The sequence below is a fragment of the Cupriavidus nantongensis genome, from assembly GCF_001598055.1.
In the GTDB taxonomy this organism is placed as follows: Bacteria; Pseudomonadota; Gammaproteobacteria; order Burkholderiales; family Burkholderiaceae; genus Cupriavidus; species Cupriavidus nantongensis.
The window spans coordinates 2809950-2835591 of record NZ_CP014844.1 but is presented as its reverse complement, the minus strand read 5'-3'; the positions used below and the strand labels follow the sequence as shown (position 1 = coordinate 2835591).

26 protein-coding genes are annotated in these 25642 nt (G+C 58.9%); 21 read left to right on the top strand and 5 right to left on the bottom strand.

Annotated elements, in window-relative coordinates:
- Positions 1–12 precede the first annotated feature (12 nt).
- The 6 genes from A2G96_RS13045 to A2G96_RS13020 are packed head-to-tail and all read left to right on the top strand — an operon-like array spanning position 13 to position 8119.
- Positions 13–789, top strand: a complete 777-nt coding sequence (locus A2G96_RS13045) for an HNH endonuclease signature motif containing protein (protein WP_062799810.1) — start codon at positions 13–15, stop codon at positions 787–789.
- Complete coding sequence (locus A2G96_RS13040; protein WP_150124140.1) at positions 764–2047, top strand: hypothetical protein; 1284 nt, start codon at positions 764–766, stop codon at positions 2045–2047. Before A2G96_RS13045 ends, A2G96_RS13040 begins: the two co-directional genes overlap by 26 nt.
- Positions 2028–2282 carry a hypothetical protein gene (locus tag A2G96_RS13035; protein WP_062799806.1) on the top strand — a complete coding sequence of 85 codons (255 nt, stop codon included), beginning with the start codon at positions 2028–2030 and terminating at the stop codon, positions 2280–2282. Before A2G96_RS13040 ends, A2G96_RS13035 begins: the two co-directional genes overlap by 20 nt.
- The gene (locus A2G96_RS13030; RefSeq protein ID WP_062799804.1) at positions 2279–5347 is read left to right on the top strand and encodes a hypothetical protein; all 3069 of its coding nucleotides are present in this window, start codon (positions 2279–2281) and stop codon (positions 5345–5347) included. The genes A2G96_RS13035 and A2G96_RS13030 overlap by 4 nt, the downstream gene beginning before the upstream one ends.
- Positions 5344–5841, top strand: a complete 498-nt coding sequence (locus A2G96_RS13025) for a hypothetical protein (protein WP_150124139.1) — start codon at positions 5344–5346, stop codon at positions 5839–5841. Before A2G96_RS13030 ends, A2G96_RS13025 begins: the two co-directional genes overlap by 4 nt.
- Before the next feature lie 10 nt (positions 5842–5851).
- Positions 5852–8119: a DotA/TraY family protein gene (locus A2G96_RS13020; protein WP_082818953.1), complete on the top strand. Its 2268-nt coding sequence runs from the start codon at positions 5852–5854 to the stop codon at positions 8117–8119.
- A gap of 184 nt (positions 8120–8303) precedes the next feature.
- Here A2G96_RS13020 and A2G96_RS33335 read toward each other — a convergent pair whose 3' ends face one another.
- Both A2G96_RS33335 and A2G96_RS13005 read right to left on the bottom strand, forming a co-directional pair.
- Positions 8304–9263, bottom strand: coding sequence for a hypothetical protein (locus tag A2G96_RS33335; RefSeq protein WP_150124138.1), 960 nt, complete (start codon positions 9261–9263; stop codon positions 8304–8306).
- 124 nt (positions 9264–9387) lie between these two features.
- A complete protein-coding gene (locus A2G96_RS13005) occupies positions 9388–9663 on the bottom strand; it encodes a hypothetical protein (protein WP_231909566.1) in 276 nt (91 codons plus the stop codon).
- A gap of 854 nt (positions 9664–10517) precedes the next feature.
- Here A2G96_RS13005 and A2G96_RS32550 point away from each other — a divergent pair.
- Together A2G96_RS32550 and A2G96_RS13000 are read left to right on the top strand one after the other, a co-directional pair.
- Positions 10518–10739 (top strand): DUF2188 domain-containing protein, encoded by a 222-nt coding sequence (locus A2G96_RS32550; protein WP_082818952.1) that lies wholly within the window; start codon positions 10518–10520, stop codon positions 10737–10739.
- Positions 10740–10794: 55 nt separating this feature from the next.
- Positions 10795–11382 (top strand): ATP-dependent DNA ligase, encoded by a 588-nt coding sequence (locus tag A2G96_RS13000; protein WP_231909565.1) that lies wholly within the window; start codon positions 10795–10797, stop codon positions 11380–11382.
- A gap of 47 nt (positions 11383–11429) precedes the next feature.
- Here the strand turns inward: A2G96_RS13000 and A2G96_RS12995 are convergent, their stop codons facing one another.
- Positions 11430–11705 carry a hypothetical protein gene (locus A2G96_RS12995; RefSeq protein ID WP_150124137.1) on the bottom strand — a complete coding sequence of 92 codons (276 nt, stop codon included), beginning with the start codon at positions 11703–11705 and terminating at the stop codon, positions 11430–11432.
- Between the two features lie 356 nt (positions 11706–12061).
- On the opposite strand from A2G96_RS12995, the gene A2G96_RS12990 reads away from it, so the two are divergent.
- Entirely contained in the window at positions 12062–12790 is a 729-nt protein-coding gene (locus A2G96_RS12990) for an SOS response-associated peptidase (protein WP_167354367.1), read from the top strand.
- A gap of 9 nt (positions 12791–12799) precedes the next feature.
- Here A2G96_RS12990 and A2G96_RS12985 read toward each other — a convergent pair whose 3' ends face one another.
- Both A2G96_RS12985 and A2G96_RS12980 read right to left on the bottom strand, forming a co-directional pair.
- Positions 12800–13111: a hypothetical protein gene (locus tag A2G96_RS12985; protein ID WP_150124135.1), complete on the bottom strand. Its 312-nt coding sequence runs from the start codon at positions 13109–13111 to the stop codon at positions 12800–12802.
- A 495-nt stretch (positions 13112–13606) separates the two neighbouring features.
- Positions 13607–14614: a replication protein RepA gene (locus A2G96_RS12980; RefSeq protein WP_062799785.1), complete on the bottom strand. Its 1008-nt coding sequence runs from the start codon at positions 14612–14614 to the stop codon at positions 13607–13609.
- A gap of 463 nt (positions 14615–15077) precedes the next feature.
- Here A2G96_RS12980 and A2G96_RS12975 point away from each other — a divergent pair, with 463 nt between their 5' ends.
- From A2G96_RS12975 to A2G96_RS12920, 12 genes are all read left to right on the top strand, one after another.
- Positions 15078–15485: a hypothetical protein gene (locus A2G96_RS12975; protein WP_062799783.1), complete on the top strand. Its 408-nt coding sequence runs from the start codon at positions 15078–15080 to the stop codon at positions 15483–15485.
- Positions 15482–15958 (top strand): lytic transglycosylase domain-containing protein, encoded by a 477-nt coding sequence (locus A2G96_RS12970; RefSeq protein ID WP_062799780.1) that lies wholly within the window; start codon positions 15482–15484, stop codon positions 15956–15958. Before A2G96_RS12975 ends, A2G96_RS12970 begins: the two co-directional genes overlap by 4 nt.
- Complete coding sequence (locus tag A2G96_RS12965; RefSeq protein ID WP_062799777.1) at positions 15943–17061, top strand: secretion/conjugation apparatus DotM-related subunit; 1119 nt, start codon at positions 15943–15945, stop codon at positions 17059–17061. Before A2G96_RS12970 ends, A2G96_RS12965 begins: the two co-directional genes overlap by 16 nt.
- A gap of 10 nt (positions 17062–17071) precedes the next feature.
- Complete coding sequence (locus A2G96_RS12960) at positions 17072–18085, top strand: thioredoxin fold domain-containing protein (protein WP_062799775.1); 1014 nt, start codon at positions 17072–17074, stop codon at positions 18083–18085.
- A gap of 14 nt (positions 18086–18099) precedes the next feature.
- Entirely contained in the window at positions 18100–20955 is a 2856-nt protein-coding gene (locus A2G96_RS12955) for a type IV secretory system conjugative DNA transfer family protein (RefSeq protein ID WP_150124133.1), read from the top strand.
- Between the two features lie 92 nt (positions 20956–21047).
- The gene (locus tag A2G96_RS12950; RefSeq protein ID WP_167354366.1) at positions 21048–21491 is read left to right on the top strand and encodes a YcbK family protein; all 444 of its coding nucleotides are present in this window, start codon (positions 21048–21050) and stop codon (positions 21489–21491) included.
- Positions 21492–21607: 116 nt separating this feature from the next.
- Positions 21608–22729, top strand: a complete 1122-nt coding sequence (locus A2G96_RS12945; protein ID WP_150124132.1) for a hypothetical protein — start codon at positions 21608–21610, stop codon at positions 22727–22729.
- Positions 22730–22732: 3 nt separating this feature from the next.
- On the top strand, positions 22733–23248 hold the full coding sequence (locus tag A2G96_RS12940; RefSeq protein WP_150124131.1) for a hypothetical protein: 516 nt from the start codon (positions 22733–22735) through the stop codon (positions 23246–23248).
- 21 nt (positions 23249–23269) lie between these two features.
- A complete protein-coding gene (locus A2G96_RS12935) occupies positions 23270–23869 on the top strand; it encodes a hypothetical protein (RefSeq protein ID WP_062799766.1) in 600 nt (199 codons plus the stop codon).
- A gap of 138 nt (positions 23870–24007) precedes the next feature.
- Positions 24008–24679 (top strand): hypothetical protein, encoded by a 672-nt coding sequence (locus A2G96_RS12930; RefSeq protein WP_062799764.1) that lies wholly within the window; start codon positions 24008–24010, stop codon positions 24677–24679.
- Between the two features lie 7 nt (positions 24680–24686).
- Complete coding sequence (locus A2G96_RS32545; RefSeq protein WP_167354365.1) at positions 24687–25376, top strand: bactofilin family protein; 690 nt, start codon at positions 24687–24689, stop codon at positions 25374–25376.
- Positions 25373–25621 (top strand): hypothetical protein, encoded by a 249-nt coding sequence (locus A2G96_RS12920; RefSeq protein WP_062799760.1) that lies wholly within the window; start codon positions 25373–25375, stop codon positions 25619–25621. The genes A2G96_RS32545 and A2G96_RS12920 overlap by 4 nt, the downstream gene beginning before the upstream one ends.
- Positions 25622–25642: the final 21 nt, after the last annotated feature.

Genomic DNA, 25642 nt, shown 5'->3' with positions numbered 1-25642 from the left:
GGACTCGACCGAATGACAGAGAGCACCGCGCGCATGGGCGACGATCTCGTGGAAGCCATCGCGACCGGAATCTCGTGGGACAAGGCGACCGAGGGAATGTCGCCTCCTTCTGAGTCGCTCGGCGCCAACTTTGCGGTTCGCCGCTTTGCGCCCATCGTGTTCTCCGTCAAGCGCCATCTGTGGCGCAAGAACGACGACAACATGGAAGCCGCCGACGCCGAGTACCGCGCAAAACGGGAGTCGCGGCTTCAGAAGGGAAACTATCAGTGCGTGTTCTGTGGCTTCCGGTCCAAGCACACGGAGATCCACCACAAGAACGACAACCATGCGGATAACCGAGCTGAAAACCTCATCGTGGCAGATCCACTCTGTCATGGTACCCAGCACATCGGTCAGGTGGGGGCCAAGCGGCATGGTTTGATGATTGAAGCCGCAGGCCTGCCGCAGGCGGAGCTGAATCATCTGCAGCGAACAATTGCCGTGGTGCTGGAGGTCGGTACGGACGCCGAAAAGCGCGAAGCGTCGTCACTTCTTCAACACCTCGCCAGCCGCGGGGAACTAGTCATCAAGGTGTGGGGCAGCGCCAACCCGTCTGACTTTGCGAACGCAATGCTCGAATTGAAGGAGCAAGAAATGGAGAAGCGGGAAAGCGCTTTCGCCGGCCTCGGGCTCCTTTACCGACCATCGCGCTTTGTCGAGTACATCGGCCGCTGGGTAGACGAGTTGTACAAGTCTCTTCCCACGAATACCTGGCAGCGCATCCATGACCGTGCAGTCGGAAAACAATAGGAGGCAAGGCACGTCCACTGAAGCGGAAAACGACATCGTCATCCCTGAGGTGGGCGTCCTACTGTACGACAACCCGAACGAATGTACCTCAGGGCATGCCTCCGTCAATGGATCGCCTGCCACTCACGTTCGTCAGCATTCCGATCTCGCAAACAACGTCATCTGGATCACGAACGGCGCCTGGAGCCAGTTCATGGTGCAGGGCCACCGCAACGTTCACAATCTCCGCGGCTCGGACTTCTTTCGGACAAACGTCAGTCAGATCGGCGCGGATCTGGGCCTGGACATGAGCACGACAAACTCGGCCCAAGTTGCGCCGACCATCAGCCTCATCGCCACCCGGACGTTCAAGCTGCTGGCGGAGTGCTACGAGTGGAAGCCAAACGAACTCGCAAATGCGGAGAAGCTCCACCAGAACATCAGGTCGCGCTTTCCGCGCGACGTGAGCCTGAACAACCCCGCGCTTGAAAGAGGGTTGCAGGCTGCCTATCAGACGGATTCCGCATTGTCGAAAGCAGATTTCATCGCGGACTCCGTATTCCTCACGCTTCGTATGAACCGCCTCGCACACGCGAAGCGAGTGATGTCGTGTCCAATTCCAGAAGACGCGTGGGAGTACATCCCGGGCGTCGCGCTGCCGAGTAGCCAGCGAGAGCGCCTCGCATTCTGCCTTGGCCACGAACACCCTGTCCTGGCGGAAGTGCTGGTCGACATGTCCAAGGCCGACTCTCAGTATGCCGCGCTCTCAGCCTTCGGTCAGAAGGCCAGCAGTCGCATGGTGCTGCGTGAGTGGGTGTCCCATCCGGAGCTGCATTGGCTGTCACGCTTCGCACCGCTGGAGATCAAGTCCGTGTTCCGCTCATCACGATACGTTGCCCTGCCGGATACGCTGCAGTTACCAGCCGCGCTCACCTCCGATCCTCTGCTCCAACTGTCGTACTCGGCGGGGCTGCTGGCGGAGAATCACTGGATGAGCCTTGCCAGCGACGAGTACAACAAGATCACGAAACGAAAGACGCTTTCATCCCGCGCTGTATGGCTGCGGGCAGCAGACCGCGCGTTGTGCTTCGCCCTGGCGAAGAAGGCCGTCGACAAGGGGTTCGTGGTGACGGGATACGGAACGGGGGCCGTACGGGTGCGCATTCAACGGTCCGAGTTGTTTCAAGCACTGGAATTCGCAATCGAGAACCAGCTCGTTGCGCCCAACTTCGGCCGGATCATTCATGCAGGAGACGTCGATGCAGCCGCAGCAGCATGACCCCGTAGATCTGGAGGATCTAAGCGAGATCCTGTGCGCAGTGGCAATCCGAGCTGGCGATTTTCTAAGCCTTGACGTCCTTGCCACCATGTCGCCATTACAGCGTGTAATCCACGCCGTGAAGACGGCGAACGAATCCCTGAGCGCAGATCCGTTGGTGGCAAAGGTGCTGAGCGAGACGGGAGCAGCCCCCCTACTGAAGAGAGAATTCATGAAAAGAAGGAATGCACAATGAGCAGGGCACTCGCAACGAACGTAGTCGAGGGCGTGGAATCGATCTTGGCGTGGCTGGCCAGCTTCGGGTTAGGGGCCGACCTTCCTTCGTACTGCCATCTGGAATCGGCTATCGGACTAGACGAAGAAGACCCTCGCACTATTGCCGCGCGAGCCAAGAACCCGGACGGGGTCAAGCCTTATATTCTTCTGACCCGCGAATGCTCCATGCTCACCGCGTTCGAGTTGACGGGCTCGATGGACGTGGTCGGCGATGCAGAGTTTGAGTCCATCACATCGAAAGTTCACGACGCGCTCGCGTCCTACTTCCAGCGGCCCGGTCACAGCATCGAAATTTCATTTGACCGGGATCCCGCTCTTATGCGGGCTCATGTGGACAGGATGATGGAGCCTGCGTATGCGACAGCAAGGCGGCTAGGGTTGGACGGTCTGTGTGATGTTTTGGACGACCGTTGCGCACGTGTCGCCGCGCTATGCCAACACGAGTCCTGCCTGCTGCTCGTTTATACGCATCTGTCCTCGATGTCTTCGGAGGAACTCAAGCGCGAGATGGCGGACCACCGCCAACGAATCAAGGAACACGCGGTACCCGCTGCCAAGTATGCGCAGTCCCCAACCGCATTGATCAAAGGCCTACTCCATACGCATGAGACTCTGATCGAAGCCATTGAAGAGGACTTGCGCTCGGCGAAGATGCACGTCGGCCGCCTCTCTACGCACCACGCACTTCGCGAGATCCGCAGGTCCTTTGATCGACGGAATACTGGCTTGGACTGGAAAGCGGCGTTGCCTGGTGATCGGTACACGCCGCGGGCCTCGTCGCGCAAGGATGATGCTTCGAACCTGCTGCTTCCGAAGCTATCCCATCAGCTGTGCAAATCGAAAGTGGAGACCGATGGCGAGTTTGTGGTCATCAACGGCCAGTACCACGGGTATTGCTTTATGGAGCTTGGACCGCAGGATCCACGTGACTTCATGACCCTCTTCCGCCGGATGGGGGACCAACTGCCCTGGCGCGTCAAGTGGACCATTGAACCTGGTGGCATCGAGTCCATGGCCATGAAGAAAACAATCGTCGATATCACGGCCTTCTTGAGTTCCACTAACGCCGCAATCAAGCGCTCGTTCGACGCGCTGCAGGCGGCAATTGATGACGGCGAGCATACCGTCACCGTGAAGATCTGTGCGTCTACCTGGGCCGATAGCAAGGCAGACTGCCAGCGGCAAGTCTCCACCATCGCCAAGGCGTTGGAGGGCTGGGGAATTACCCAGGTTACTACCGATGCCGGCGATCCGATTCAGGGCTTGGTATCGACTCTGCCGGGCTTTAGCGAGAAGAACATCGCGCCGCGCATGGTGGCGTTGCTGAGCGACGTGGTTCGGATGCTGCCTTGGCAGCGGCCGGCGTCGCCTTGGTTCGAAGGCGGATCAATCCCGCTTCGGTCGCTTGATGGAAAGCTCTATCCCTACCAGCCGACGTCGTCGAAGCAGACCGCGTGGATCGACCTGATATGGGCGATCATGGGGTCGGGTAAGTCAGTCTGGCTAAACACATTGAATCTCGGATCGATTCTCTCCCCCGGGCTGAAGCGCATCCCGCTGATCACCATCATCGACGTGGGGCCAAGCTCCGCGGGTCTCATCGATCTATTGCAGAGTGCGCTGCCTGAAGAGCGCAAGCACGAGGCTATCTACGTTCGTCTGCGCAATACCGATGAGTTCGCTATCAACCCGTTCGATACGCAACTTGGTTGCCGGTACCCGACGCAGTTTGAGCGCGAGTTTCAGATTGCGCTGATCAGCATGCTGGCGACGCCGGCCGGTCACACGGACCCTCCCGAAAGCGCGCCCGAGCTGGCCGCTATGATGATCGATGAGGCATACAAGCTGTACGCCTCGCCCGGATCTATGAAGCGCTACGATGCCATGACGGATGAAGCTGTCGATCAGGCTCTGTCCGACATCCGCTTCGCGGCAGACGACATGACGACCTGGTGGGAGGTCACCGATGCACTGATGGATGCCGGCAAGCCGCGCGAGGCGCGATTGGCCCAGCGATTCGCCGTGCCAGTCTTGTCGGACCTCATTGACGTTGTTCGCAGTCCTTCGATTAGATCCATCTTCTCGCCGAGTGAAGATTCTCAGGCCCGCACCGCCTCTGGTCTCACACTGATCGACAAGATGGCACAGGTACTGACGACCGCACTGCGGGACTTTCGGATTATCTCTAGCCACAGCCGTTTTGAAATCAACGAGAACTCGCGTGTGGTAGCGCTGGACTTGGATGAAGTGGCGCGGGGTGGCGGGGAGGATGGCGAGCGGCGTGCCGGGATCATGTTCGTGTTCGCGCGGCAGATCGCGGCTCGGCAGTATTACTTGTCAGAAGAGATCCTGAAGCTTTGCCCCGCTCAGTACCAACGCTACCACCAAGAGCGGATCGAGGAGATCCGAGATCAAATGAAGGGGCTTTGTGTTGATGAACTGCATCGCACGGGTGGCAAGAAGGCCTTCCGCAAATTGCTGTCCCTTGATCGGCGGGAAGGGCGCAAGTGGGGGATTCGCGTATCCCTGGCATCGCAATTCATGAACGACTTCAATTCCGATGGCGAGTCCATCACGGAGTCTGCGTTCTCGGTCTACATCATGAATGCGGGTACCAGCGAAACGCAGAGGGCTGCGCAAGAGCTGTTCGGCCTTTCCGATTCGGCCATCGAGCGCCTGAAGCGAGATGTGCATGGCCCTGGCAAGTTCTTGGTATGGCACCAGGTCAAGTCCGGCGTGGTTACGCAGGTCTTGCATAACGCTCCTGGGGCTATCGAGTTGTGGGCCTTCTCTACGACGCCGAAGGATACGGGCCTTCGCCGAAGGTTGTATCGTCACATGAAGCCTGCGACGGCCCGCAAGATCCTCGCTAAGGAGTTCCCTGCAGGCACCGCCGAAGCCTACATGGAGCAGCGGCAGAAGGAGCTGAGCGAAAGCGAGGCGGACGGGATCATCGACATAGTGGCCAGCGAACTGGTCGCGAAATATCAAGCCGAGATTCAAGCAGAGAGGATGGCAGCATGAGTGAAGAAAAGAACCGAGGCGTCCTGCGGGCAGTCGGGAAAGTTATGAATCCATTCTCACCGCTGACGTCGATGAAACGAACGGTGAGCAGCGGTTGGCAAACGATTCAAGACCTGCAGGCCGACCTTGCGCATCAACGTCAGAACCCGCGGATCCGGACCTTTCGGGAGGCCATGGCAGCGCGCCCTACGGACGCTGCGCCGCTGGAGCAGATCCAACGCAATTGTCTGACCAACAAGCGCATCGCACTCGCGTTCGGCGTCCTTGCGCTGGTGTACGCCCTCGCGAGCATGGTGCCTGGCAATCTTTTCGGTGCTCTGACTGGCACGCTCTTTACTATTCTCTGCGCTATCCTGGCGACGCGTTACGCGCACCGGTCGTGGCAGATTGCTATGGGGCAGGCGTCTCCCGACGAGCCACTGCGTGGCGTCCGCGATTTCGTGCGCTCCAGTGACTTCTTACGAAAGACCTTCGATCCGCAGCTTTTTGAATAGGCGTGTGACTATGTATCGTGCCGTTTATACAGATGACCGCGGTGTGCTCCATTTCGCGGTGGCCTTGGTCCGCGCGGCCAGCGCGCTTGCTCTTGCTCTGACCAGTTCGGCGGCGTTTGCGCAGACGTCGGTTGGAGAGATCCAGAATGCGGCAAATCGAACTGGCGATAAATCCATGGCGCTGCTTGAGCTGGTCTTCGGCAGCATTGTCCGGAACCCGCTCTCGGCCTCCGGAGGCGCGGGCGGCGGGATGCTGGCCAGCATCTTTCTGGTTATCACCTCCTGCATCCTTGCGGTCGGCGTCATTTGGGCGATCTATCATTTCGCGTCCAGCATGATCGCCACCGGCCAGGATGGCGAGTTTCTGGGGCAGAAGAAGTCGTCGCCTTGGTTCATGATCCGCATGGTTGTCGGCTTTTGCTCCCTGGTGCCCATCTTCGGCGGCTACTGCGGCGCGCAAGTTGTGATGCTATGGGCCACGATGATGGGTGTCGGTGTAGCGAACCTCACGCAGGACGCAACCATCGCTGTGCTCAAGTCCGGCGGTTCCATGGTGGCCACGCCAGCCGCGCCGGCCGCAAATACCTTGGCGCAGGCGCTATTCGAGGCGAACCTCTGTGGTGAGTCGGTGAACACCGCAATTACGCAGATGCCAGCTGAAAGCGGAGTCAGCGCCGATGCGGCCGAACGATTCTCGCCGTCAGTCTCCAGTAAGAGCATCAATATTGTGAACGGGCGAGGGCAGTCTTGCGGTGGGGCGAAGCTTGAGCTTCCCCAGCCAGTCTCAATGACAGGCGGGGCCGAGAGCATTGCCGGCTATGGGCTAGATACTTCGACTTTGTATGGTCCGATGCAATCGGCTCACGAGGCCGGGCTGTCGACCATGCAGTCCACGCTAAGTGCGCTTGCCCAGCAGTACGTAAATGCGGTGAACGGTGGCAGCGCTCCGCCTGACGTGAGCGCGGCGCTGGCCTCGGCAGCGCAAGCGTATGAGAACACGATTCGCCAAGCGATAGCAGGATCTCGGGGATCCATCGACTCGCTGACCAGCAGAATCGAGCAGAACCTCAAGCGCGACGGTTGGATCATGACGGGGGCCTGGTATCAGACCTTTGCGCAGGCAAACGCCCAGGCAACGGCGTTGGCTAACGCAACCGCCGCTGGCATCGCAGGGACCGACACGAACAATCTGGCATATCCACAACTGTACCGCAAGGTTCTGAGCGCCTATCAGCAGCAGCGCGCAAAGGACGGGTCAAGTGCGTCCAGCACTGCGAATGCAGTCGCCGCATTGAAGACGGAATCGACGGATGCAAAAGGCTTTGTCGCGAGCATCTTCAGCGGGCAAGAGTGGGTCAAAGCCGCCATCAATTTGAACGGGAACAACGGAGGAGGCGGCACTACAAATCCGATGATAGGGATGAAGAATCTCGGCGACTACATCCTGATGGGGGGGTGGGGCGCCCTTGGAACCTACACGGCCATCAAAGGCGGCCTAGCCGCGGCAGATTCGACGCTGGGAAAGGCGGCAACCGCTGTGGCCGATGCGGTTACGTTCGGAGCCGCTGGGGCCTTGAAGAAGGCCGCGCTGGGGGTGCTGGATGCGTTGGGTCCCTTCATCATTGTCGCTCTACTCTCGCTATTCTTCTTTGGCGCGATGCTGTCCATCTATATCCCGATGGTGCCGTTCATCGTCTGGTTTGGCGGAGTCACCTCATGGTATGCGGTGGTGGGGGAGGCGCTGATCGCTTCGCCCTTGTGGGGCATTACACACCTGGATGGAGATGGTGAAGGCGTTGGGCAGCGGTCGACGCACGGCTACATTTTCCTGCTGAACGTCCTATTCAGACCCGCGCTGATGATGGTCGGCTTTGCGCTTGGCGGTGCCGGTGTCATTGTGCTTGGAACGCTGTTAAACACGATGTTCGGCGTTGCCATGGCAAACGCACAGTTCGATAGTACGACCGGGCTGGTGAGTATTATCGGATTTATCGCCTTGTACGTAGGCTTGTGCCTGACCCTTATCCACGGATGCTTCAATTTAATCCATGTCGTTCCCGATCAGGTATTTTCGTGGGTCGGAGGGCATATGGCCGGGCAGGTCGGGCGTGACACAGAAGATCGCGCCAAGCATGTCTTCGTCGGTGGCGTCGCAACAGGCAAGGACGCGGCACGGAACTCTATGGCGGGAATGGGCCGGGCTCCTCGTGCGGCGCCAGGGCCGAAGCCACCAAAGGCTCCCTCTGGCGACCACCCCTCGAGGCCGCCCTCGTTCTAATCCAACGCAAGGCCCGCCACCGGGCCTTTCATCTGGCATCGAACAGTCAGCGCCGGAGCAGTATCGAGTCCGTCCTGTATGCGCTGACTGGGGGACTTCATGAAACGTGCGGCTGGGGTAGCGACGCCCATAGGTATGTGCGGCGCTCGCAATTCGGAGTTGAGTAGGGGGACGGGCATCGAGACTACGCCATTTCCCCGCGGCCCCGAGACTGCTGTGCCGCAGGAAGCGGCATGCCAGTATTCATTATGTCCAGAATCACATTGATATACTCGTACGTCTGCATTTTGCTCGTTGAGGCATCGATCACCACGACTTCGCCGACTTGATCCTCGGCGCTGAAACCGGTCGCCGGCGTGACAAAGAAGCCATTGATCCCTCCGAACAACGTCACTCCGGACAGGATCGTCCTGCCAATTCGCACACAAGTAAGCACGTGCTGATTCTTCTGGTGAGGGCGGGGGAGCCCTGGGGGAAAGTCTTGAAACGTCGCGCCGCCTATGCCGACCTCCTTCAATTCCTCAACCGTCGACGTCATTATCGCTGCCCGATACAACCGGCCCGACTCGGACACGATCGCGTCGTCCCCGAATACGCGGACAGTCATAAGATAGGCGATCTTTAAGAGTTCTCTGCGCACGACGTGGTAATCCATCGCCGTTTCCACATGCACATCGGAGGGGTGCGGAATGACGTCGCCCGCCGCGACCGTCTTGCCCTTCTTCGCGTTGTCGCGTTGGAACTGGTCTGCCAGTTTCTGTGCATCATCTCCAAAGCCCATAATGCCGCGAATCTCGCCCGTTTCTGGGTCACGGTCCACAGGGCTGCGCAGTTTGAAAGTCGCGCCATCCTGGCTCAGCGTGACTCGAACATCTGCTCCGAGCGCGATGGCCGTGCCTTGGAGATCGACCTTGACCGAGCCCGAACGAGACTTGACACCTTGGGCGACTGCCAGGAGCCTGAGAACCGGATCATGAATTGCCGGTTCGTCAATCAGCTTATTCATCTCCAGATTCTTAGCCGCCTTCGCGGGCACGGTGAAGTTCTCAGGCGCACCTAATGCAGAAGGCAAGATGTGTTCAGCGTTCTCGGGCTCTGAACCGTCAAGGGGTTCCGTTGAGTAGGGGCATAGTGTTTGCGTCATAGTTCGCTTTCTCCGTCGAGATTGATCGCCACTTCGAGGTTCCCTCTCACTGGGCGGAATGTCCCGGCAAAAAATAAAAATGGCGAGTCTCAGACTCGCCATCCGGCCGTATCTGCGATTTCGTTCAGGATGCCTTGCGTTCTTCCAGGGCCTCATAGTAGGCCGCGTTGCCCAAAGCCTGGCGGTTCTTCTGGACCAAGAGGTAGTTGCGAGGGTCGACTCGTGCCAGTTCGGCAAGCGCCGCGTCCTTGACGGCATTAACGGCCTTTTCGCGCGCATTCGCTTCGAGCAGCAGCTGCTCGAGTCGATGGGCGTATGCGGCCCAGTCATCGGCAGCCTGTGCGTTCGCATTCGCGACGCGCGCATTTGCCCTTGCCTGCCCCATGAAAAGCATGTCCATCGCCATTTTGACCCCGCCGTGTATCTGTCACGCCGAATATATCGGACACACGAACGACCATGCAAGCCATTTTCGAGCTGGGACGGACTGTGTCCAAGGACGTAAACAATGGGCCGACATTCGTGGAGATCGCCGCGGTTGGTCAGATCCCTATGTCAAGTTTGGTCGTCGCGCCCGAGGAACCTGTGGGCAGCCGCCGACCGGTGGGGAAGGGCAGGGCAACCTGAAGGGTTGTCCTGTGCTTCTCCACGGGGAACCGCGTAGCGGTTAGGCGGGGACCCGCGAAGCGGGCTGTCCATAGGTTGTTCGGGCAAGTCCTAGCCGAATGGGTTATCCACAGCGATGCGTCGGTTAACTACAGGGATATATAGGAAGACCTAAAGGAAGAAATACAGGTACTACAGGGTATACGTGCCAAGCCGCCAGCAGCTTGGCTTAGCGGCAAATGGATGCGACCAATTCACCCCCCAGGCGCGACCACTTCACCTTCGGAGCGCGACCAATTCACCCTAGATGGCGCGACCATTTCACCTCGGTAAGCGCGACCATTTCACCTAGGATAACTTTAGTTATCCACAGGCTTATTCCTGGGACGCAGAGACCGCGACCAAAACACCCCACCATGGCAGCGCGACCATTTCACCCCCGCCCACCGCCCAAGCTGGCGCTGTGACAAGCATCTCACCTTCCCGCGGTTGGAGCGCGACCAAATCACCCCTCGTAGAGTGCAGTATTAGGCGCGCGACCAAATCACCCCTCGTTTCTTAGATGAATCGGTGTAGGACGCCGGCGGATACGCGATGTGGTGGCGCTGGTGCGAGACTCGATTCACTATTCACCCGCGAGAAGCAACCATGCCTGCAAGGAACATCCACGTTGTGCCGTCGGGGGACGGCTGGGCCGTCGAGATCGAAGGCGCGCAAGGCGGAGATGTACACGCGACACAAGAAGCCGCGATTACGGCCGGTACCGAGCGCGCGAAGCGAGACCAGGTTGAGTTGATCATCCATGGGCGGGACGGCCAAATCCGTGAGCGAAACAGCTTCGGTCATGATCCCCGGAATGTGAAGGGCTGATGCCATGCCTGGGCAGCCCGCTGACGCATCGCTCGACCTGGGCTGCTACTCATTGATGCTTGCCAAGCCCGGGATGATGCCGCAGGCCGGTGACTGGCATTACGAGATCAAGTACGACGGATATCGGCTTCTCGCACGGACTGGCGATCCAGCGCTTCGTCTGCGAGAAGGTGGCGACGCGACCGCCTGGTTTCCGGAGCTGCACGATTCACTTGCGGCGTTACCTTCGAGTTGTGTACTGGACGCCGAAGGCGTGATCCTGGATGACATTGGTCGCCCGGACTTCAACGCTTTTCATGAGCGGGCGTTGCGCAGGCGTTGGTATCCCGGTGCACGCCCGGTTGTCTTGGCAGCTTTTGATCTTCTGGTTCGACGAGGCCAAGATATCCGGGACTGGCCTATCGAAGAGCGGAAGGCCGCCCTCCAGGAGCTGCTGCACGGGGTCGATGTTGGTCTGCTCTGCGTGACTGCGGTTGACGAAGGGGAGGGACTGTATCAGTTCGTCAAGCAACTAGGCATGGAAGGCATCGTTGCAAAGCGCGCCGGTAGCGCGTACCGCGGTGGGGCATCCAACGACTGGCGCAAGGTCAAAGTGCCCGGCTATCACCGGCTCGGTAAGTTCACAAGGGCGGCTCAAGAATAGACCGCAAAGGGAAACCGTAGCGGAAGGTGCACCCTATAGTTGTCGCCTCATTCTTGTTCGTCGGCGTCTTCGTCCGGATCATTCATCCAGTCAGGCTCGATGTCATAGAACTGCAGATCGTGAGTAGTGGGCAGGATCTCGACGTCGTCAATCGTGAAGCCATCGCCGGTGCGGACGGTGACAAGAGCAGCGAACTCCACTTCGGCGGTTTCGCTCAGTTCTGCGAGGCCCATGTCGATGTACTCCCGGTCAATGCCACCCCACTTCTGAAGGCTGAAGCTGACACTGGCCGAGACGGTGGCGGTCCCACGTACCCTGATCACGGCATCTGGGTCTGGCCTGCACTGACCGACATAGGGTTGACCGAGACGATGGCACTGTATATATATACAGTCCATGAGATACCCCATCGGCCCAGACGGCAAATACGAGCTTCCAAAGCTTACGGCCCGTGAGCTACGTGCGCTCTGCCGCGCGGCACCATCGAAGCATGTGGTGATGGCGCTGGCGTGGGAAGTGTTTCGCCTTCGCCGGTTGGTGGTCCGGGGCGATCAGCTCGAACGGTCTCTGGACGGTGGATGCCTAGAGTCGAGAAACTTCATTCGAGCATGCTGGCAGCACGAGACTGCCGGCGAGCCATGTATTGCTGAGCACAATGCACGTGTGCACGACATTTTCCATGGGGCCAGCAACCCTGGCCGAGATGTTTCATTTCCGAGGTGACGGGATGTGCGGACGCATCACCCAATTTAGCGATTTACGGCTGTTTGCGGTAGCGATGGGCTGGGACAGTAGCGTCGCCGAGCACGTCGGGGATCTCCGGCCACGATACAACGTTGCGCCGCAGACTGAGGTTTGGGCCTTTGACCGCCTGAATTCCCAAGCCCTAGGCCGCTGTGAGGCCATCACATGGGGCTACAAGCCGCACTGGGCTCGCGCCGATAAGACCCGTAGGGTTGTCATCAATGCCCGCATCGAAAGCGTTCCGACCAGCGGGTATTACCGGGGGCTTTGGGCGGCTCGCAAGCGAGTAATCGTCCCCGCCGATGGCTGGTATGAATGGCCGGTTATCGACGGGGTTAAGCGACCACAGTTCATCTCACGTCGTGAGGGCCCCTGCTTCTTTGCCGGCCTAGCGGACGTCTGGGAGGAGCAGCCGGCCGGCGGAATGGTGATTATCACTTCGGATGCTGATGGGGGCCTGGTCGACGTCCATGATCGGCGCCCAGTCGTCTTAGATGGGGAGGATGCACGGTTGTGGCTTGATCCTGCCCTGGCACCCGAGGGCGCAGAGAATCTGCTTCGCACGGGCATGCTTGCCGCGGACACGTTCCAATGGTGGGAAGTAGGGAAGGAAGTGGGGAACGTTCGGAATCAAGGGCCCCAGCTCGTTGTTCCCGTCCAGTAAGACGCTTGCCTATCCAATAGCCTTGGCTGGAGCTGACCCGCCATCCGTCGCCTGTCCTAGAGCTTTCCGGCACCACCCCAGCTCATTGCGGAGTCGCTTGTTATCCGCCTCGAGCATCCGGATGTGTTCCTGCAGCACGGCGACCTTCTGGACGTAGTGCTGGGGATCATAAGCGTAGAGCCGGACAATGAAGTCACGCAGTGGCTTGGGAAGCGCGTTGATGTTTGGGGCCGATGGCACCCAGTCGCTTCCGATGACAAGCTTGTCGGTAATGACTCGGTTCCGGAACTGTTCGACCTTTCGGATGCGTCGGATCTTCACGTTGGCCTCCGTGCCCAGCACGGTTCCGCCAGCCAGTCTTTAGGATCGATGGCGGTCAAGCATCGCGCGACGTTGGGCGAGCATCGATTCCAGGTCGGCAATCAACCTCGTTACGGTGGCGTGCCGGACTAATACCTCGCGAACTTTATAGCAGATACAGAGAATGAATGCAGCAGCGACGATAACGATATCAATCATAAGAAAAGCACGAGAGACGCTTGGGAAACCCACGAATCTGTTGCTTGGTTATCGGTCTGCGAAAAGCGATTCCACACCCAACGTTGTGGGGGCATTCGCTTAGCCACGTTGCTGGCTCGCGCGACTCGGTGGCATCCACCGCCTGTAGTTTCGCCGCTGGCCGGCTCGCATGCCGCTGGAAGCGCGACCATTTCACCCCGGATGTTCGAGCTGCGGTATATCTGCTCCCAACACAGATTGCGCGGCTCCTTTGGTGGCTTTCGGTATCGGGCGCCGCGGCCTTACGTGAAACACCGTTTAGCTAACCAATAGCAGTTGGGGCGAAGCTTCACTGGCGTTGCGCGCCGCGGGCAGTGAGGTTGGCGCGACTGGTGTCGGCGATGGATAAAGAACTAGACCGGACCCACCTTCGGCTTCAGATACGCGGAGCCCGGGGTAGACGAGGTGGACTCGTTTAAGTGATTCGATGAACTCGCTTCGGAAGTCACGCAACCGCCCGTAGTTTGAGCCGAACTGCTGGTACAGCTGCTCCCAGGTTGGATAGGCCGGCTTGGTCAGCTTGAACATCCGATAGGCAAGCCACTGATAGATATCCAGATCCATGGGCGAGCGCTGCAGGGCAGTAACGGCTCGCAGATCCACTGGAATGCAGTGAGCCGTAATTTCGTCGAAGAAGTTCTCCGTAAGGGTAATTTCTGAGCTAAAGAGGGAACCTTGCTGAGACGCTTGCTCATCCGGATCAAAGAAGAGCGAGTATCCGTCGGCGAAGCTGAGTAGGTCGGTGTGCTTTAGCTTCGCGCTAAGAAAGTCCGCTCGCTTGCCGGTCGCGAGATGCGCGGGAAGTGTTACGAAGGCAGCACGGCTCTGCAGGAAGCGATCTGCTTGTTCGATCAGGGCTTTGCCCGCACCGCGCTTGCCTCGACTCCGATCAATATTCAGCTTGCGACAAAACTCAGCGAACGTTCCACCGGTATGAATCTTCCGGCTGCCCGTGCGGAGCGCCTCCGATGTCAGCCACATGACAAACAGTCGCGGATAAATGCCGTATGGAATCCCGTTGATACCGCCTTGTACCCACAGAGCGTAGTTGCCGTTGTGCCTGAGCCACGCGCCGTTGACCAACTGCTCTGGCTTCGGATTTCGGTATGGCAAGGAAGCCGAGACGAGACATTTCGCGCCAAATCCGACCTCATCAAGACCGGGCTTGCGAGCGGCGATCACGGTCGATGCGTGAATGACCTTTTCGCCAGCAACAACCTTGGGTCTCCTCGTGGCAGCCGGGGCAACGAGTTCCAATTCAGCCATGACCAATTCCGTATCGTTGTAATGACACGTAACCATAGAGCCGGAGCGGTGATATGTCAAATTCCTCGCGTCGTTCCTATCGCGCCGCCGATACACCTGCGCCAAGTAGGCCGGTGCTCGGCCCAACGCCAACCAGCGCTCACCTGGGGGTATAGCGCTTGCGAGGCTCGACCGCTGCTCGCGGGTCCGTGGCGAGGACGGACCCACCTGGGCGTTCGCCAACAATTTCCTCGGAAGCAGTTTCAGCAAAGTCTGCAACGTGACCAATCAGCCCGAGTCCTGCAAGACTCGCCAGATGACTAAGGTCCTGCGTGGAGCCTTCGTCATCCTCCTGCATAGCCGGCTTGGGGCGCGCTTGTGGCTTCTCCGTGGGTGCAGACAATTTTTCCTCCCAGTCAACTTAAATTTTGACGATACAATGCGTATCGTTACAGCGATACGGAACCACAGGAGATCCTAACACATGGCCTCAATGCTCGGAGAGCCACGGGCGGCGTTGATCGAACTGCTCCAGTCGGAAGTGGGCCGCATGGTGGCAAGGCAGATCGACGCGTCGCCCACAGGCATGCCCAGGCAGCAGATTGCCGCCGCTGCCCACCGCATGGCGCAGATGGTGTCAGCGATGTCACGGGATGACCTGGAAGCGTGCCATGTCGAGCTAAACCGCTTTTTCTCTGCAGTGCCTTTCACCGCGGCGATACCGGTTGTGATCGCCATCGAGCACAAGTGGCCGCATCACATCGAGACCATTCCGGAGGCAAATCGGCGCCTGGACCGTATCCGGAAGGGAGGCGAGTACGCCTTGTTGTTCTCGACTGAAAAGCTGCGCCATCTACTGGTTTGCATTGAAGAGATCGAGGAGACGCAATGAGGGTCCGGCTGGGAAAGCTTCTGGGTGCCGCAGCGATAGCTGGAATGGGATCCGTCGCGTCAGCTTCGGACGATGCAGAACTCGCGCAGTGTTTTGCGGCGACAGAGATCGAATATCAGGTGCCTTCCTGCATTCTGCGTGGCATCCACCAGGTGGAGTCTTCCGGGTCGAAAAGCACAACCATGGTCTCCCGACCCAATCGAAACGGATCACGCGATTACGGAATCATGCAACTTAATGACTTCTGGATCCGGGTGTTCCAGCGCAACTTCGGCATCACGGCGCAGCAGATCGTCCAGGATCGGTGTCTTGCAATCCGCGGTGCCGGATACGTCTTGCGCTACGAGATAAACCGTGCACGTGATTTCTGGACTGGCGTGGCGAGGTATCACAACCCGGACCCCGTCATTGGTTATGGCTATGTCTTGCGGGTCGCCGACGCCGCAAGGAGGTTCGGATGTCAGATCAAGTAAAGAACGACCGCTCGGCAGCGCCGCTGTTCGGCATGTGCATTCTGATCGCGGTCGCGCTCCTCTGGTTTCTGTGGACGTTCCGACATGAGGCCATGGCTCAACGACTGCTGATCTGGAAGGGATACGAGATCTACCCTTGGGCGAAACTGTTCGACTTCGCCAGAGATCGTCAGTGGCAGCTGGTCACCTATTTCAAGTACGCACGTGTCGTGACGTTCAAAGAGATCTGGGTGGCCGGGTCGGCAGTCGGGTACCTCTGGGCGTTTGTGCCTGTGTCCTTGGGCATCTGGTTCGCCCTCAAGGCTTTGCGCAACCCGATCCTAAAGGCAAAAAGCGTCTACACGATTCAAGGCCTGTTGGAAGCACAGAGCCGCAACTTCTCCGCGGTCGCGCCAATCTTGCACCGCGATCTCTCCCAGGAAGATCCGCCGGAGTGGGCATCGTCGGTGCATCCGGAAGAATGGGTTGCGGAGCACGGGCTTATCCATTCAGAGAAGCTGGACGATGAACGGGCCCGCGATCTCCTGGCGCAACAGCTCGGCAGGCCCATTGCTGACCGACGTGAGCTGGGGCAGTTGACGCCTACTGAACGGGCACTGTTCGCCGTGTTCGGGCTGCGGGTCTTCTTCAAGGACATCGATGCGTGTCGCGACCTCATGGATGCCCTCAACTACAGTGCTTCGAATGAAGGTTCGCGGCCAGACTTCTCTGTGGCCACCCCCGCATTTCAGCGTTGCCTGCGATCCAAGGAAGTGGATACCTGGATAAAGAAGCACAGGTACCCACGCACGCTCTTAATGGCGATGCTGATTCAAGCGCGGGAACTTGGCACTCTCCCATCCTCGGAATTCATCTGGCTCAAACCGAACGACCGCGCACTGTGGTACCCGCTCAATACGGCCGGGCGTAAGGCCCCGATGATGGAGTCGGCTGGCGTCTTCAATCATATGCAGGCTGAGGAGGTGGCGTGGGAAGCCGGATGCGTTTTGAAGGAACCACACGTGGACAACGCGCTGGCTGGCCTACGCAAGTACCTCGAGGATACGGGCCTAATCGAGCCATCCAGTAAGCAAGAAGAATTTTCGCTATTGAACCGACCGTGAAGGAATGAACATGAAGATCTCGTTTGAGCGTAAGGCGAAGGATTGCGTGCGAATCGAGCCGGACGGCTCCCTCTCGTCCTTCTTTGCTAGTACCGGCCACCTGAAAGCGTTGTCGCGCGTCCGGTTGACTACGGCGCCCGACGCATCGCTGAATGCGTTCTCGGTGGTCTCGGCCAGACAGGCCGAAGTGTCGCACGACGATGCGGCTACGGCGCCGTATGCCATCGTCTTTGTGACCGAAGATGCCAGCGAGAAGCTTCGCATTCTTGAGCGATTCCATTCGCGCGAAGACGCCGAGCGGGCGCATGGCCTGATTGTCGGCGCATTCCATCGTCGCTCGTCCGCGGAGCGTTGGAAAGCGCGGCTACGCACGCTCGGCTTATATGTCGGCGTCCCTATGCTCGTGCTGGGCCTATACAGCAGTATCGCCACCCTTGCGACAGCGAAAGCGCAATCGCCGGAATTGGCAGCCGCGATCTTGGCCCAGGCCAACAAGATGGTCGCACCGTCGGGACTGCCGTCGGAATCCGCGACGCATGTACCGAAGATCGCGCGCACGGAGCTTTTGGGTACAGACGGGCAGATCTACGTCAGTCCCGCGCTCTTTACCGAAGGCACGCCGCCGGTCTACGTTTTTTCCGACCCGAAATGCCCCGCGTGTCGTGCAGCTGAGCCTGTGATCCAGGAGCTTGCGCAACATCAACCGGTTGTCGTCCTACCCGTCGCGTACAAGCCAGGGTCCGATGAAGTGGCTGTCGACGCGTTGTGCCGCGGCGATTGGCAGCAGCAGGCAGAGACATGGCGAGAAGCGATGGCAGTCGACGTACGCGGTAAGGAGAACACTCTGAACGATGAACTATTCAAGAACCGAGATCGTGTTCCCAAGCTGTGCACCAAAGGCAAGGATTGGCTCGAGAAGAATCGTCAGGCATTCGAAGCCATGGGCCTCACGCAGACGCCTTCCGTGGTAAACGCGGATGGCAAGTTGCTGGACCTGAATGAGCTGGTGAAGCAGTACCGGTGATGCGGTGATCGACCGTGAATAACCCATACCAGACGTCGCCAAATCGAGAATTATCCCAACAGGGGATCACGCTCGACCCTCGACCAATCGCCCAAAAGATGGGCGATTGGCTCAAGCAGCCACGGAACTACGCCAAGTTCCAGCTAGGGGCCGCCGTGGCCTCGGTCGCACTGTCGTTCCTATGGCTGCCAATCACCGTGGTGATGCTGCTCGTCCAACTCTGGTACTCGTGGCAGCGCTTCCAATTGCCGATGCGAATGCCGAAGCATCTTGGGGGCATCGATCCTACGCTTGAAGCGGCGGAGCCGAACAAGGATGGTACAGGGGAGGTCATCAAACGCAAGGAAGCCGACGGCATCCTGCACCTAGGGAACCAGCGCTCCGTTGATCCTGCTGAGCATCTCAAAGAGCTTTGGGTCACGAACTCGGACGCGCGTACTCACATGCTGCTGATGGGGACAACGGGGTCGGGTAAGACTGTCACGCTGCTCTCGATCTGCTTCAATGCCTTGGCTTGGGGGTCGGGCTTCTTCTACTCGGACGGGAAGGCCGATTCGAGCCTGCATGCCGCAGTGTGGAGCATGTGCCGTCGCACGGGGCGAGAGGACGATTACCTTGTCCTCAACTTCATGACGGGCGGCGCGGATCCGTACAAGCGCAAGAAGACCACGGAGAAGCATTCGAACAGCATGAATCCGTGGTACGAGGGCACGCCAGACTTCTTGTCGCAGCTTTCGTCATCCCTGTTACCGAAGGCCGGCGGGGATGGAGCGCAGTGGCAGCAGAAAGCCGTGAACATGATGGACGCCGTACTGCGTACGCTTTGTTACGAGCGTGCCGCCGGGAACCTTACGCTGTCTATCGGCGTAATTCGGGAATACCTGGCGCTGCCCAACCTGGTGAAGCTATATCTGAAGGGCAAGAAGGGCGAGATTCCTGAATATGCGTTCCTTCCCATCAAAGCCTATTTGGAGACAGGTTTGCCAGGCTTTCGCCCGGATCTCGCGGACAAGCCTGACAAGTGGGATCAGGGCGTCTATGACCAGCACGGATACCTGACGGGCCAGTACGCGCGGACGCTCTCCATGCTCATGGACACGTATGGCTACATCTTCAAGGACAAATACTCCGAAGTCGACATGATGGATGTGCTGCTGAATCGGCGCATCCTGGTGGTCATGATCCCGACGTTGGAGAAGTCCGCGCAGGAAGCGGCCAACCTTGGCAAGCTTGTCGTCGCGAGTATTCGCCTCATGATGGCGATGAACCTCGGCCATAGGCTTGAAGGCACTTACGCTGAGATCATCGACACCAAGGCAACGAACTCGCCAGCTCCTTACATCATTACGATGGACGAACTGGGCTACTACTTTGCAGAGGGCATCGCACTGATGTTCGCGCAAGCGCGAAGCCTCGGCTTCATGATGATTGCCGCGGGTCAGGACGTGGCCGCAATGGCGAAGGGGGAGAACAAAGAAGAAGTCGATTCGATGATTGCCAACACCAAGATCAAGTACACGTTGGCACTGGAGGATCCAGACAAGACGCTGGAGGTCTTCAAGAAGGTCGCCGGTCAGGCGATCACTGTGGAGACGGGCTCCTATGAGGGCAGTGTTGGAAATCTCTTTCCGACAAACTTCAACCAGGCACTGACAGGCTCAATCCAGCGAAGAGATCGTATCGAGTTGCAGGAATTGAAAGCCTTGAAGGAGATGGAAGGTATCTTGATCTTCAAAGATCAGGTTACCAGGGCACGCAGTTTTACGTGGTTCCACTCGTTCAAGAAGACCAAGCTGCCTTTCCGTCTGAACCGCTTTCTGCAGGTGGACCGTCCACAGTTCGCTGAACTGAAAGGCAAGGTTACACCGATCAAGGCAACGGATCGTCGGTTCACGATCATCGCCAATATCATCCAGAAGATCCGAGAGGGAACGGCCAAGAAGTACCCCGGCAATGACGACCCAGTCCTCGCGGCGGTCCGCGAGACCTGGCTAAAGATCGAGGAATTGAATCCCAACGAAGGGGCAGTGAATCGCGGCATTGCCTATTACCAAGCGGCAGTGACAGCGATGCGCGCACGTCAGCCTGATGCGCAAGGCCGCTACTGGACCGCCGCCGGAGGCGAGGAAGAGCACATTCCAGAGGTCAGTGCGATAGACCAGTACGAAGGTGTCGACTTCGCAGCTGAATCGCCTGCAATCGTGTCCTCCGCTACGGCGCAAGAAGCGACCGTCCGGACCGACCCCTACCACAATCCTCCGCTGCAGGAGAAAGCAGCGCCCAACGCATTCGCGGACCTGGTGCGGGAATTCGCTGAGTCCACGCAGCGACCGGCATCGGTCCTGTCGAGCATCAAGGAGGAGACTGTCAGCGCCGTTGTGACAGAAGATTATGACGCCTTGCCGGATGCGCAAGCGGCGCGCCCGGTGAACAGTGGCGACGAAAATCTGGCCGACCCAGCAAGCGGCGACAGCACAGACGGCGGTCTGCACGAATGGCTCGCCCAGTATCAAAACAGCCAGCAGGGTGACGGTGGCACGGTCGATGATCGTCCCATGGAGCGGAGACAGAATCTGACCCCAGCCCAGGTGGACCTCGTCAACCCCGAGCCGCCAAGTCGGACAGTGCACCAGGTCGAAACGAATCCAGTCGTCATCGGCTTTAAGCAAGAGGCCGCCGAGATGCTGGTCCGCATGGAGGAGGCGCTCGGCAGCGAACATCCGCAGGAGGCGGTGCAGGCGACCGAGCGAGAGATCTCAGCGCAGCTGAAGTGGACTCAGCCCGCGGAAGACATGACCATCGACGACATTGAGCACCTCTTCGGAAGCATGCAAGCGAATATCGAGAAGTCGGCGAGCAAGGCACGGTGATGCTAAGACGGGAATTCCTCCGCGCGGCCGTGGCGGCTGCAACGATTGCTCCTTGCGTCGGGGTGCGTGAGGCCTTGGCCCAAGAGGTGGTGATGCCTTCTGTCCTGTGGCTGCGCCGCGGCAAGGACCATGCGCGCATCGACTTTGCCACTCCCGAGGGATACCGGGCTGCGGCGTACCTGCTTCGGGACGTCCAAGCCGGCTTCACCGGTAGTCCGCACCCTGCGCTGCTCCGGCTGCTTGCGTGGGAGCAAGCGTGGCTGTCGGCCTACGGCTACACGATTCCGTTTGTCATCCACTCCGGTTGCCGTGTGGCTTCAACAAATAGCCGTGAAGGCGGAGTCCAGAATTCGCGGCACTTGCCAAATCAGATGGGTGTGTTCCGGGCGGTGGACTTCAGCACTCGCGAGATCTCTGCAGAGTATCTCGGTCGCCTGGCCTATTTGGCGCGCCAAGGAGGGGTGGGTTTCTACAACCAAAGGGACTTCGTGCATAACGACGTCGATGAGAAAGTCAGAGCTTGGAGGGGCAAATAGTGACGCAGACGCCACATACTAACTTTTCCTCACCATTTTGGATGAAGCCAATTTTGGTCTTCCCTGTTTGCAACCCCGTATAATTGAAGCGATACAGAATCGCGCTGGAGCACTCTATGCCCCCGGGCGTAATGTCGGAAAGTTACTTTGGAAGCCCCGCAGAGAAAGATCTGGCCACCGCTGGTAGCGGTGAGCTTTGGCTCGACAAAGCCGCGCTGGCAAGCCGGGTGAAACGGTCCCCTATACAAGGGCAGGCGGCGGAGGGTATCAGTTTGCGCCATCTGATCGAGGCCATTCGAGTGTTGTTGCGCCGTATCGTCAGTTTCTTTACTGGCAGACCAGAGGTACCGGGCAGCGCAACTGGCGAAGGGCCGGCCGCTCCTCCGACCGGCGCGGGCTACGATGGCGGCCCGGCCATGACGGCAACAGAATCGCCTGAAGGCTTCCATGTGAAGGGGCCTCAGGAAATCCTCGAACGTGTCAATGCCATGGTAACCGGCTTGGTCGAGTCCGCAACGGGGCAGAATTTATCTGCTTCTCTGCAGGCTGCACTGAGTACGCCGGAACTTGCTGACCCAAAGATTGCTCTGCGGGTGCTACTCCAGTCGAACTGCGACTTGGATAGACAGATGAAGGGTGTGGTCTCGGATCTCGAATGCCGGGTTCTGGTCCATATCTCGCCGGCCGCGGCACGGCTGGACATCAGCGCGGAAGACGCCCTATCGGTGTTTGCCAATGACGTTCGCCGCGGCGGCGGCGCGCTGGCGCGTGAATTCGATCCACAAGGCGAAATGACGCCCTACATTGCTGAGTTGGACCGGCTTCACTCCGCACTGGCGGCACAACGTCGGGCGCGAGAGCAAATCTGCGCGACGGCATTGGAGGCCGGCTACAGTGAGGCGGCGTTGGCGGGGCTACTCGATAAGTATGGGGTAGGGCGGGACGCAATCAAGAATGCCCTTGCCCTCCGGCATCAAGCTAACGAGGAACTGCCGAACAATGTGGTGGAGTTGAAGCCGCTCCGCAACTTGCGGGCAGTCTCTGAGCCGCCAGCGGCGGTGCAGGATGTATTGAGCAAACTGGAGGCGGCCGGCCATTTGCCTCCGGCCGAGAAAGCAGGAATCGAGCAATCTGCTGCCCAACACGTTGCCTTGGTGGGTGACGACGACCTGTTTGAAATTGAAATGCAGGCGGATGACCTTTCCGGTTTTGGGAAAGGGAGTCGACCAACAACCTAACTTATGAAAAAGACAGACCGAAACTTGGCCGAACCAATCAAGAATCTTGAGGTCGAGAAGTGGCGCATAAAAAATGGCCTAACTGTGAGCGCGGCGTGCGAGCAACTGGGGCTGCAACGCGCTAAGTTCACTGAAATGCGATCTAGGCCGCAAGATCCAATCGAAGACAAGGCGGTCTGTCAGCTGCTTGAGATATACGAGGCCTATCCAGAATCAATGCCGAGCGTCCGGCAGCTCGATATTCAGCAATTTATGATCGAACTGGGTTTCGATCCGGAAAACCCTTCGCACAAGAAGGAGTTTGCAGTGCTCGTGGGGCGCGAGCCTGCAGCTGTCTACCGCTGGCTCGCTGGAGAGGGGAACTACAGCAAGCCAGTCGAGCGACTGATGGAGGCGTATAGCCGAATTCACCTGCCCGGACCGAAGAAGCGGGCTTTGCTGCGGACATACGCCATCAAGATTGCTGAACGCCTAGGAATTAAAGACCTGTTCGAACGGGCTACCTGGCGCAAGGAATAACCTGGGGAGCAGAGAGCCAACATGACAAAAAAAGGGGCGAGCGTCGACGTTGCTGTCGTTCTATTCTTCAAGAAATCGGAGATCCCGGACCAGATTCCAATCCGGGATTGCTCGATGCCGATACTTCACCGCATACCAGGATTTATTACCGGGCTGTCGGGCCAATCGAGTCTGGTGGGCATGATGCATGCGCGCAAGTATGCGGATGCGAAGAAGAGGGAAATGATCGTGGTCGACCTTACGGTCGAGGTCGCCAAGCCGTTGTATCCAAAGATACTTGGCACGGATCAATTAGAGAATGTCGACCTGCTCAACCTCAATAGGACCAGCCGGGAGTTGATTCAGATCATAGGTGAACACTGGCATGAGTGGCTGACTGAGGATGGTAAGCGAGGGATGGATCCCCGCAATCCTAAAGAAGCGGAGCTGATCGCCCGACGTCCCGATCTATTGCCGCGCCTATTGCGCTTGCCGGCCTTTTCTCATGTGAAAGTCGTCACCCATCCTGTCATGACGCAGTTTCACACGTTGCCTCTTACCGCAACCTCCTTTCCAAGCGACTACAAAAGGATTGCCTCCGCGAGGGCGCGTTTGCACCCGGACATCGAGATCGTGCTGTAGACGGCTTCTTGCGGGCGGATCGCGAGTGTCGCCGATCCGCCGCGCACAGACTTGCATTTCTTGACTCCTATGCAAAATGTTGCGAGCATGTATAGTATGTATCGTGTATGCGATACGCAATACAGAAATGAGGGCGAGATGCAAGGCGAGGGCACACTGAAGGCAATGACGACGGGGCATGCGGGCAAGTCAGGCGGCTATGAGATTACCGCGTCAGGTAAGGCGCTCCTGGTTGCGCTCCTGTTCGCAATTGGCATAGCGGGTTACCTGTACACCGAATCGAATGGATGGGGGTCTACCGAAGCCAGCGCCGCCGTCCCAAGGGAGGCGGCTGCGCCGCCTCCCTCAATAGTCGGGCTGCAAAGCAAGGAGGCCCCTGCGTCGCCGGTACACAGCACCGGGAAGGAACCTACGGCCGTGCTGCTGGCTGCGTTGCGGGCTACGACGGAAGCGCAGAGTGCGCGCCTCTCCGAGGCGGAGCGCGCTCTAAACAGGCTTGAAACCCAGCTGGAGTCCCTCCCGAAGGCGACGAGCCCGAGGGCGAAGGAGGAGGCCGCTGTATCCGCTCAGACGGCCCGCAAGACGGTAGCAGAGGCGAAAGTCAGCAAGGTCGACGTGAGCGCCCTGCCGGTCGAGTTCATGACAGCCGAAAAGAGCGGGATCAGCTCATTCGACAGCGGGTCTGTCGTGATCGCGGGCACGCGGCACACGGTCGGCGCGCACCTTCCTAGCGGCGAACTACTCGTCGCTGTGGATCCTCAAACGCGCACGGTCGTTACGGACAAGCGCATCGTCAACGTGCCGAACTGAGATGAGTATGCAAAGCAATCCCCCACTCCTCACGCGCATTCTCATATCTGCCGGCTTCGTACGGAAAAGGCCCATAGCTTTGCCGATGAAGTCGGTCCAGGATGCAGAGTCATCTCAAGTACGCACTGCGTTGACTCCGGCGCCGCATGCACCTCAATCTGAGGCCGGCAAGTCCCTCATTCCAGCCATTCCTACCAAGGTGAAGGTTCCCGGCGTGAACGGAACCGAGGTAGTCCATACGCTGATCCCCCCCTCCATGACGGTTGTTGGCGAGATCGAGATTGGCGAGAACGTCGTGTTCCAGGGGCCCGTCCGCGGCAACATTACGGTGAGGGGCGACCATCAGGTCATCCTGACCCACACGTCGAGCGTGCACGGAAATATCAGCGGAAAGGCCGCCATCATCGGCTGCCAGGTGGAAGGTGACATCGAAGCAGAGCGAGTGATCCTCACCGAAGGGGCCAGCGTACGGGGCGACATTCGGTACAGCACGCTCGCTATGGCCGAGGGGGCACGGGTTGACGGCACGTTGACCATGGTGATTCCGAACGTCGTGGCGGAGCATCCTGCCGAACCGGACCCGGCAAAGGAACTCGGCATCGATCTCGGTGCGAATGCTCGCGTTGAGGTGACGCGGGACGAAGGTGCTGAGGGAACAAACGTAAGCACGATTCGGCCGGCGGTGCGAACGGCATGAGCATTCGCGCGGCCGCGCTGGCGGTCTGCTTGTGGCTTGCCGCGTCGTTCGCAGTCGGGATAGCGCATCCACTCTGGATGTGTCTGGCGGCGGAAGAGCTTGCCCATGGCTTCGCACCTGTATTGGGCGTTGAAGCTGCTCTAACAGTGCTCGCCGTCCTCGTTGCCGCCTTGATAGTGCTGTTTAGCGCGGCGGCGGCCTCCCTGTTTCAACTGAGACGCTCAGGGCGCGCACAGCGCCGGTAACCAGACGTCGGATCAGCAAAG

Coding starts and splice junctions, on each gene's coding strand:
- A2G96_RS12940 (WP_150124131.1), top strand. CDS start 22,733: ATGAAAAAGACAGACCGAAACTTGGCCGAACCAATCAAGAATCTTGAG.
- A2G96_RS13035 (WP_062799806.1), top strand. CDS start 2,028: ATGCAGCCGCAGCAGCATGACCCCGTAGATCTGGAGGATCTAAGCGAG.
- A2G96_RS12950 (WP_167354366.1), top strand. CDS start 21,048: ATGCCTTCTGTCCTGTGGCTGCGCCGCGGCAAGGACCATGCGCGCATC.
- A2G96_RS13045 (WP_062799810.1), top strand. CDS start 13: ATGACAGAGAGCACCGCGCGCATGGGCGACGATCTCGTGGAAGCCATC.
- A2G96_RS12980 (WP_062799785.1), bottom strand. CDS start 14,614: ATGGCTGAATTGGAACTCGTTGCCCCGGCTGCCACGAGGAGACCCAAG.
- A2G96_RS32550 (WP_082818952.1), top strand. CDS start 10,518: ATGCCTGCAAGGAACATCCACGTTGTGCCGTCGGGGGACGGCTGGGCC.
- A2G96_RS13020 (WP_082818953.1), top strand. CDS start 5,852: ATGTATCGTGCCGTTTATACAGATGACCGCGGTGTGCTCCATTTCGCG.
- A2G96_RS12935 (WP_062799766.1), top strand. CDS start 23,270: ATGACAAAAAAAGGGGCGAGCGTCGACGTTGCTGTCGTTCTATTCTTC.
- A2G96_RS12970 (WP_062799780.1), top strand. CDS start 15,482: ATGAGGGTCCGGCTGGGAAAGCTTCTGGGTGCCGCAGCGATAGCTGGA.
- A2G96_RS13040 (WP_150124140.1), top strand. CDS start 764: ATGACCGTGCAGTCGGAAAACAATAGGAGGCAAGGCACGTCCACTGAA.
- A2G96_RS13000 (WP_231909565.1), top strand. CDS start 10,795: ATGCTTGCCAAGCCCGGGATGATGCCGCAGGCCGGTGACTGGCATTAC.
- A2G96_RS12975 (WP_062799783.1), top strand. CDS start 15,078: ATGGCCTCAATGCTCGGAGAGCCACGGGCGGCGTTGATCGAACTGCTC.
- A2G96_RS12960 (WP_062799775.1), top strand. CDS start 17,072: ATGAAGATCTCGTTTGAGCGTAAGGCGAAGGATTGCGTGCGAATCGAG.
- A2G96_RS13025 (WP_150124139.1), top strand. CDS start 5,344: ATGAGTGAAGAAAAGAACCGAGGCGTCCTGCGGGCAGTCGGGAAAGTT.
- A2G96_RS12920 (WP_062799760.1), top strand. CDS start 25,373: ATGAGCATTCGCGCGGCCGCGCTGGCGGTCTGCTTGTGGCTTGCCGCG.
- A2G96_RS32545 (WP_167354365.1), top strand. CDS start 24,687: ATGCAAAGCAATCCCCCACTCCTCACGCGCATTCTCATATCTGCCGGC.
- A2G96_RS13005 (WP_231909566.1), bottom strand. CDS start 9,663: ATGGACATGCTTTTCATGGGGCAGGCAAGGGCAAATGCGCGCGTCGCG.
- A2G96_RS12990 (WP_167354367.1), top strand. CDS start 12,062: ATGGGGCCAGCAACCCTGGCCGAGATGTTTCATTTCCGAGGTGACGGG.
- A2G96_RS12965 (WP_062799777.1), top strand. CDS start 15,943: ATGTCAGATCAAGTAAAGAACGACCGCTCGGCAGCGCCGCTGTTCGGC.
- A2G96_RS12945 (WP_150124132.1), top strand. CDS start 21,608: ATGCCCCCGGGCGTAATGTCGGAAAGTTACTTTGGAAGCCCCGCAGAG.
- A2G96_RS33335 (WP_150124138.1), bottom strand. CDS start 9,263: ATGACGCAAACACTATGCCCCTACTCAACGGAACCCCTTGACGGTTCA.
- A2G96_RS13030 (WP_062799804.1), top strand. CDS start 2,279: ATGAGCAGGGCACTCGCAACGAACGTAGTCGAGGGCGTGGAATCGATC.
- A2G96_RS12930 (WP_062799764.1), top strand. CDS start 24,008: ATGCAAGGCGAGGGCACACTGAAGGCAATGACGACGGGGCATGCGGGC.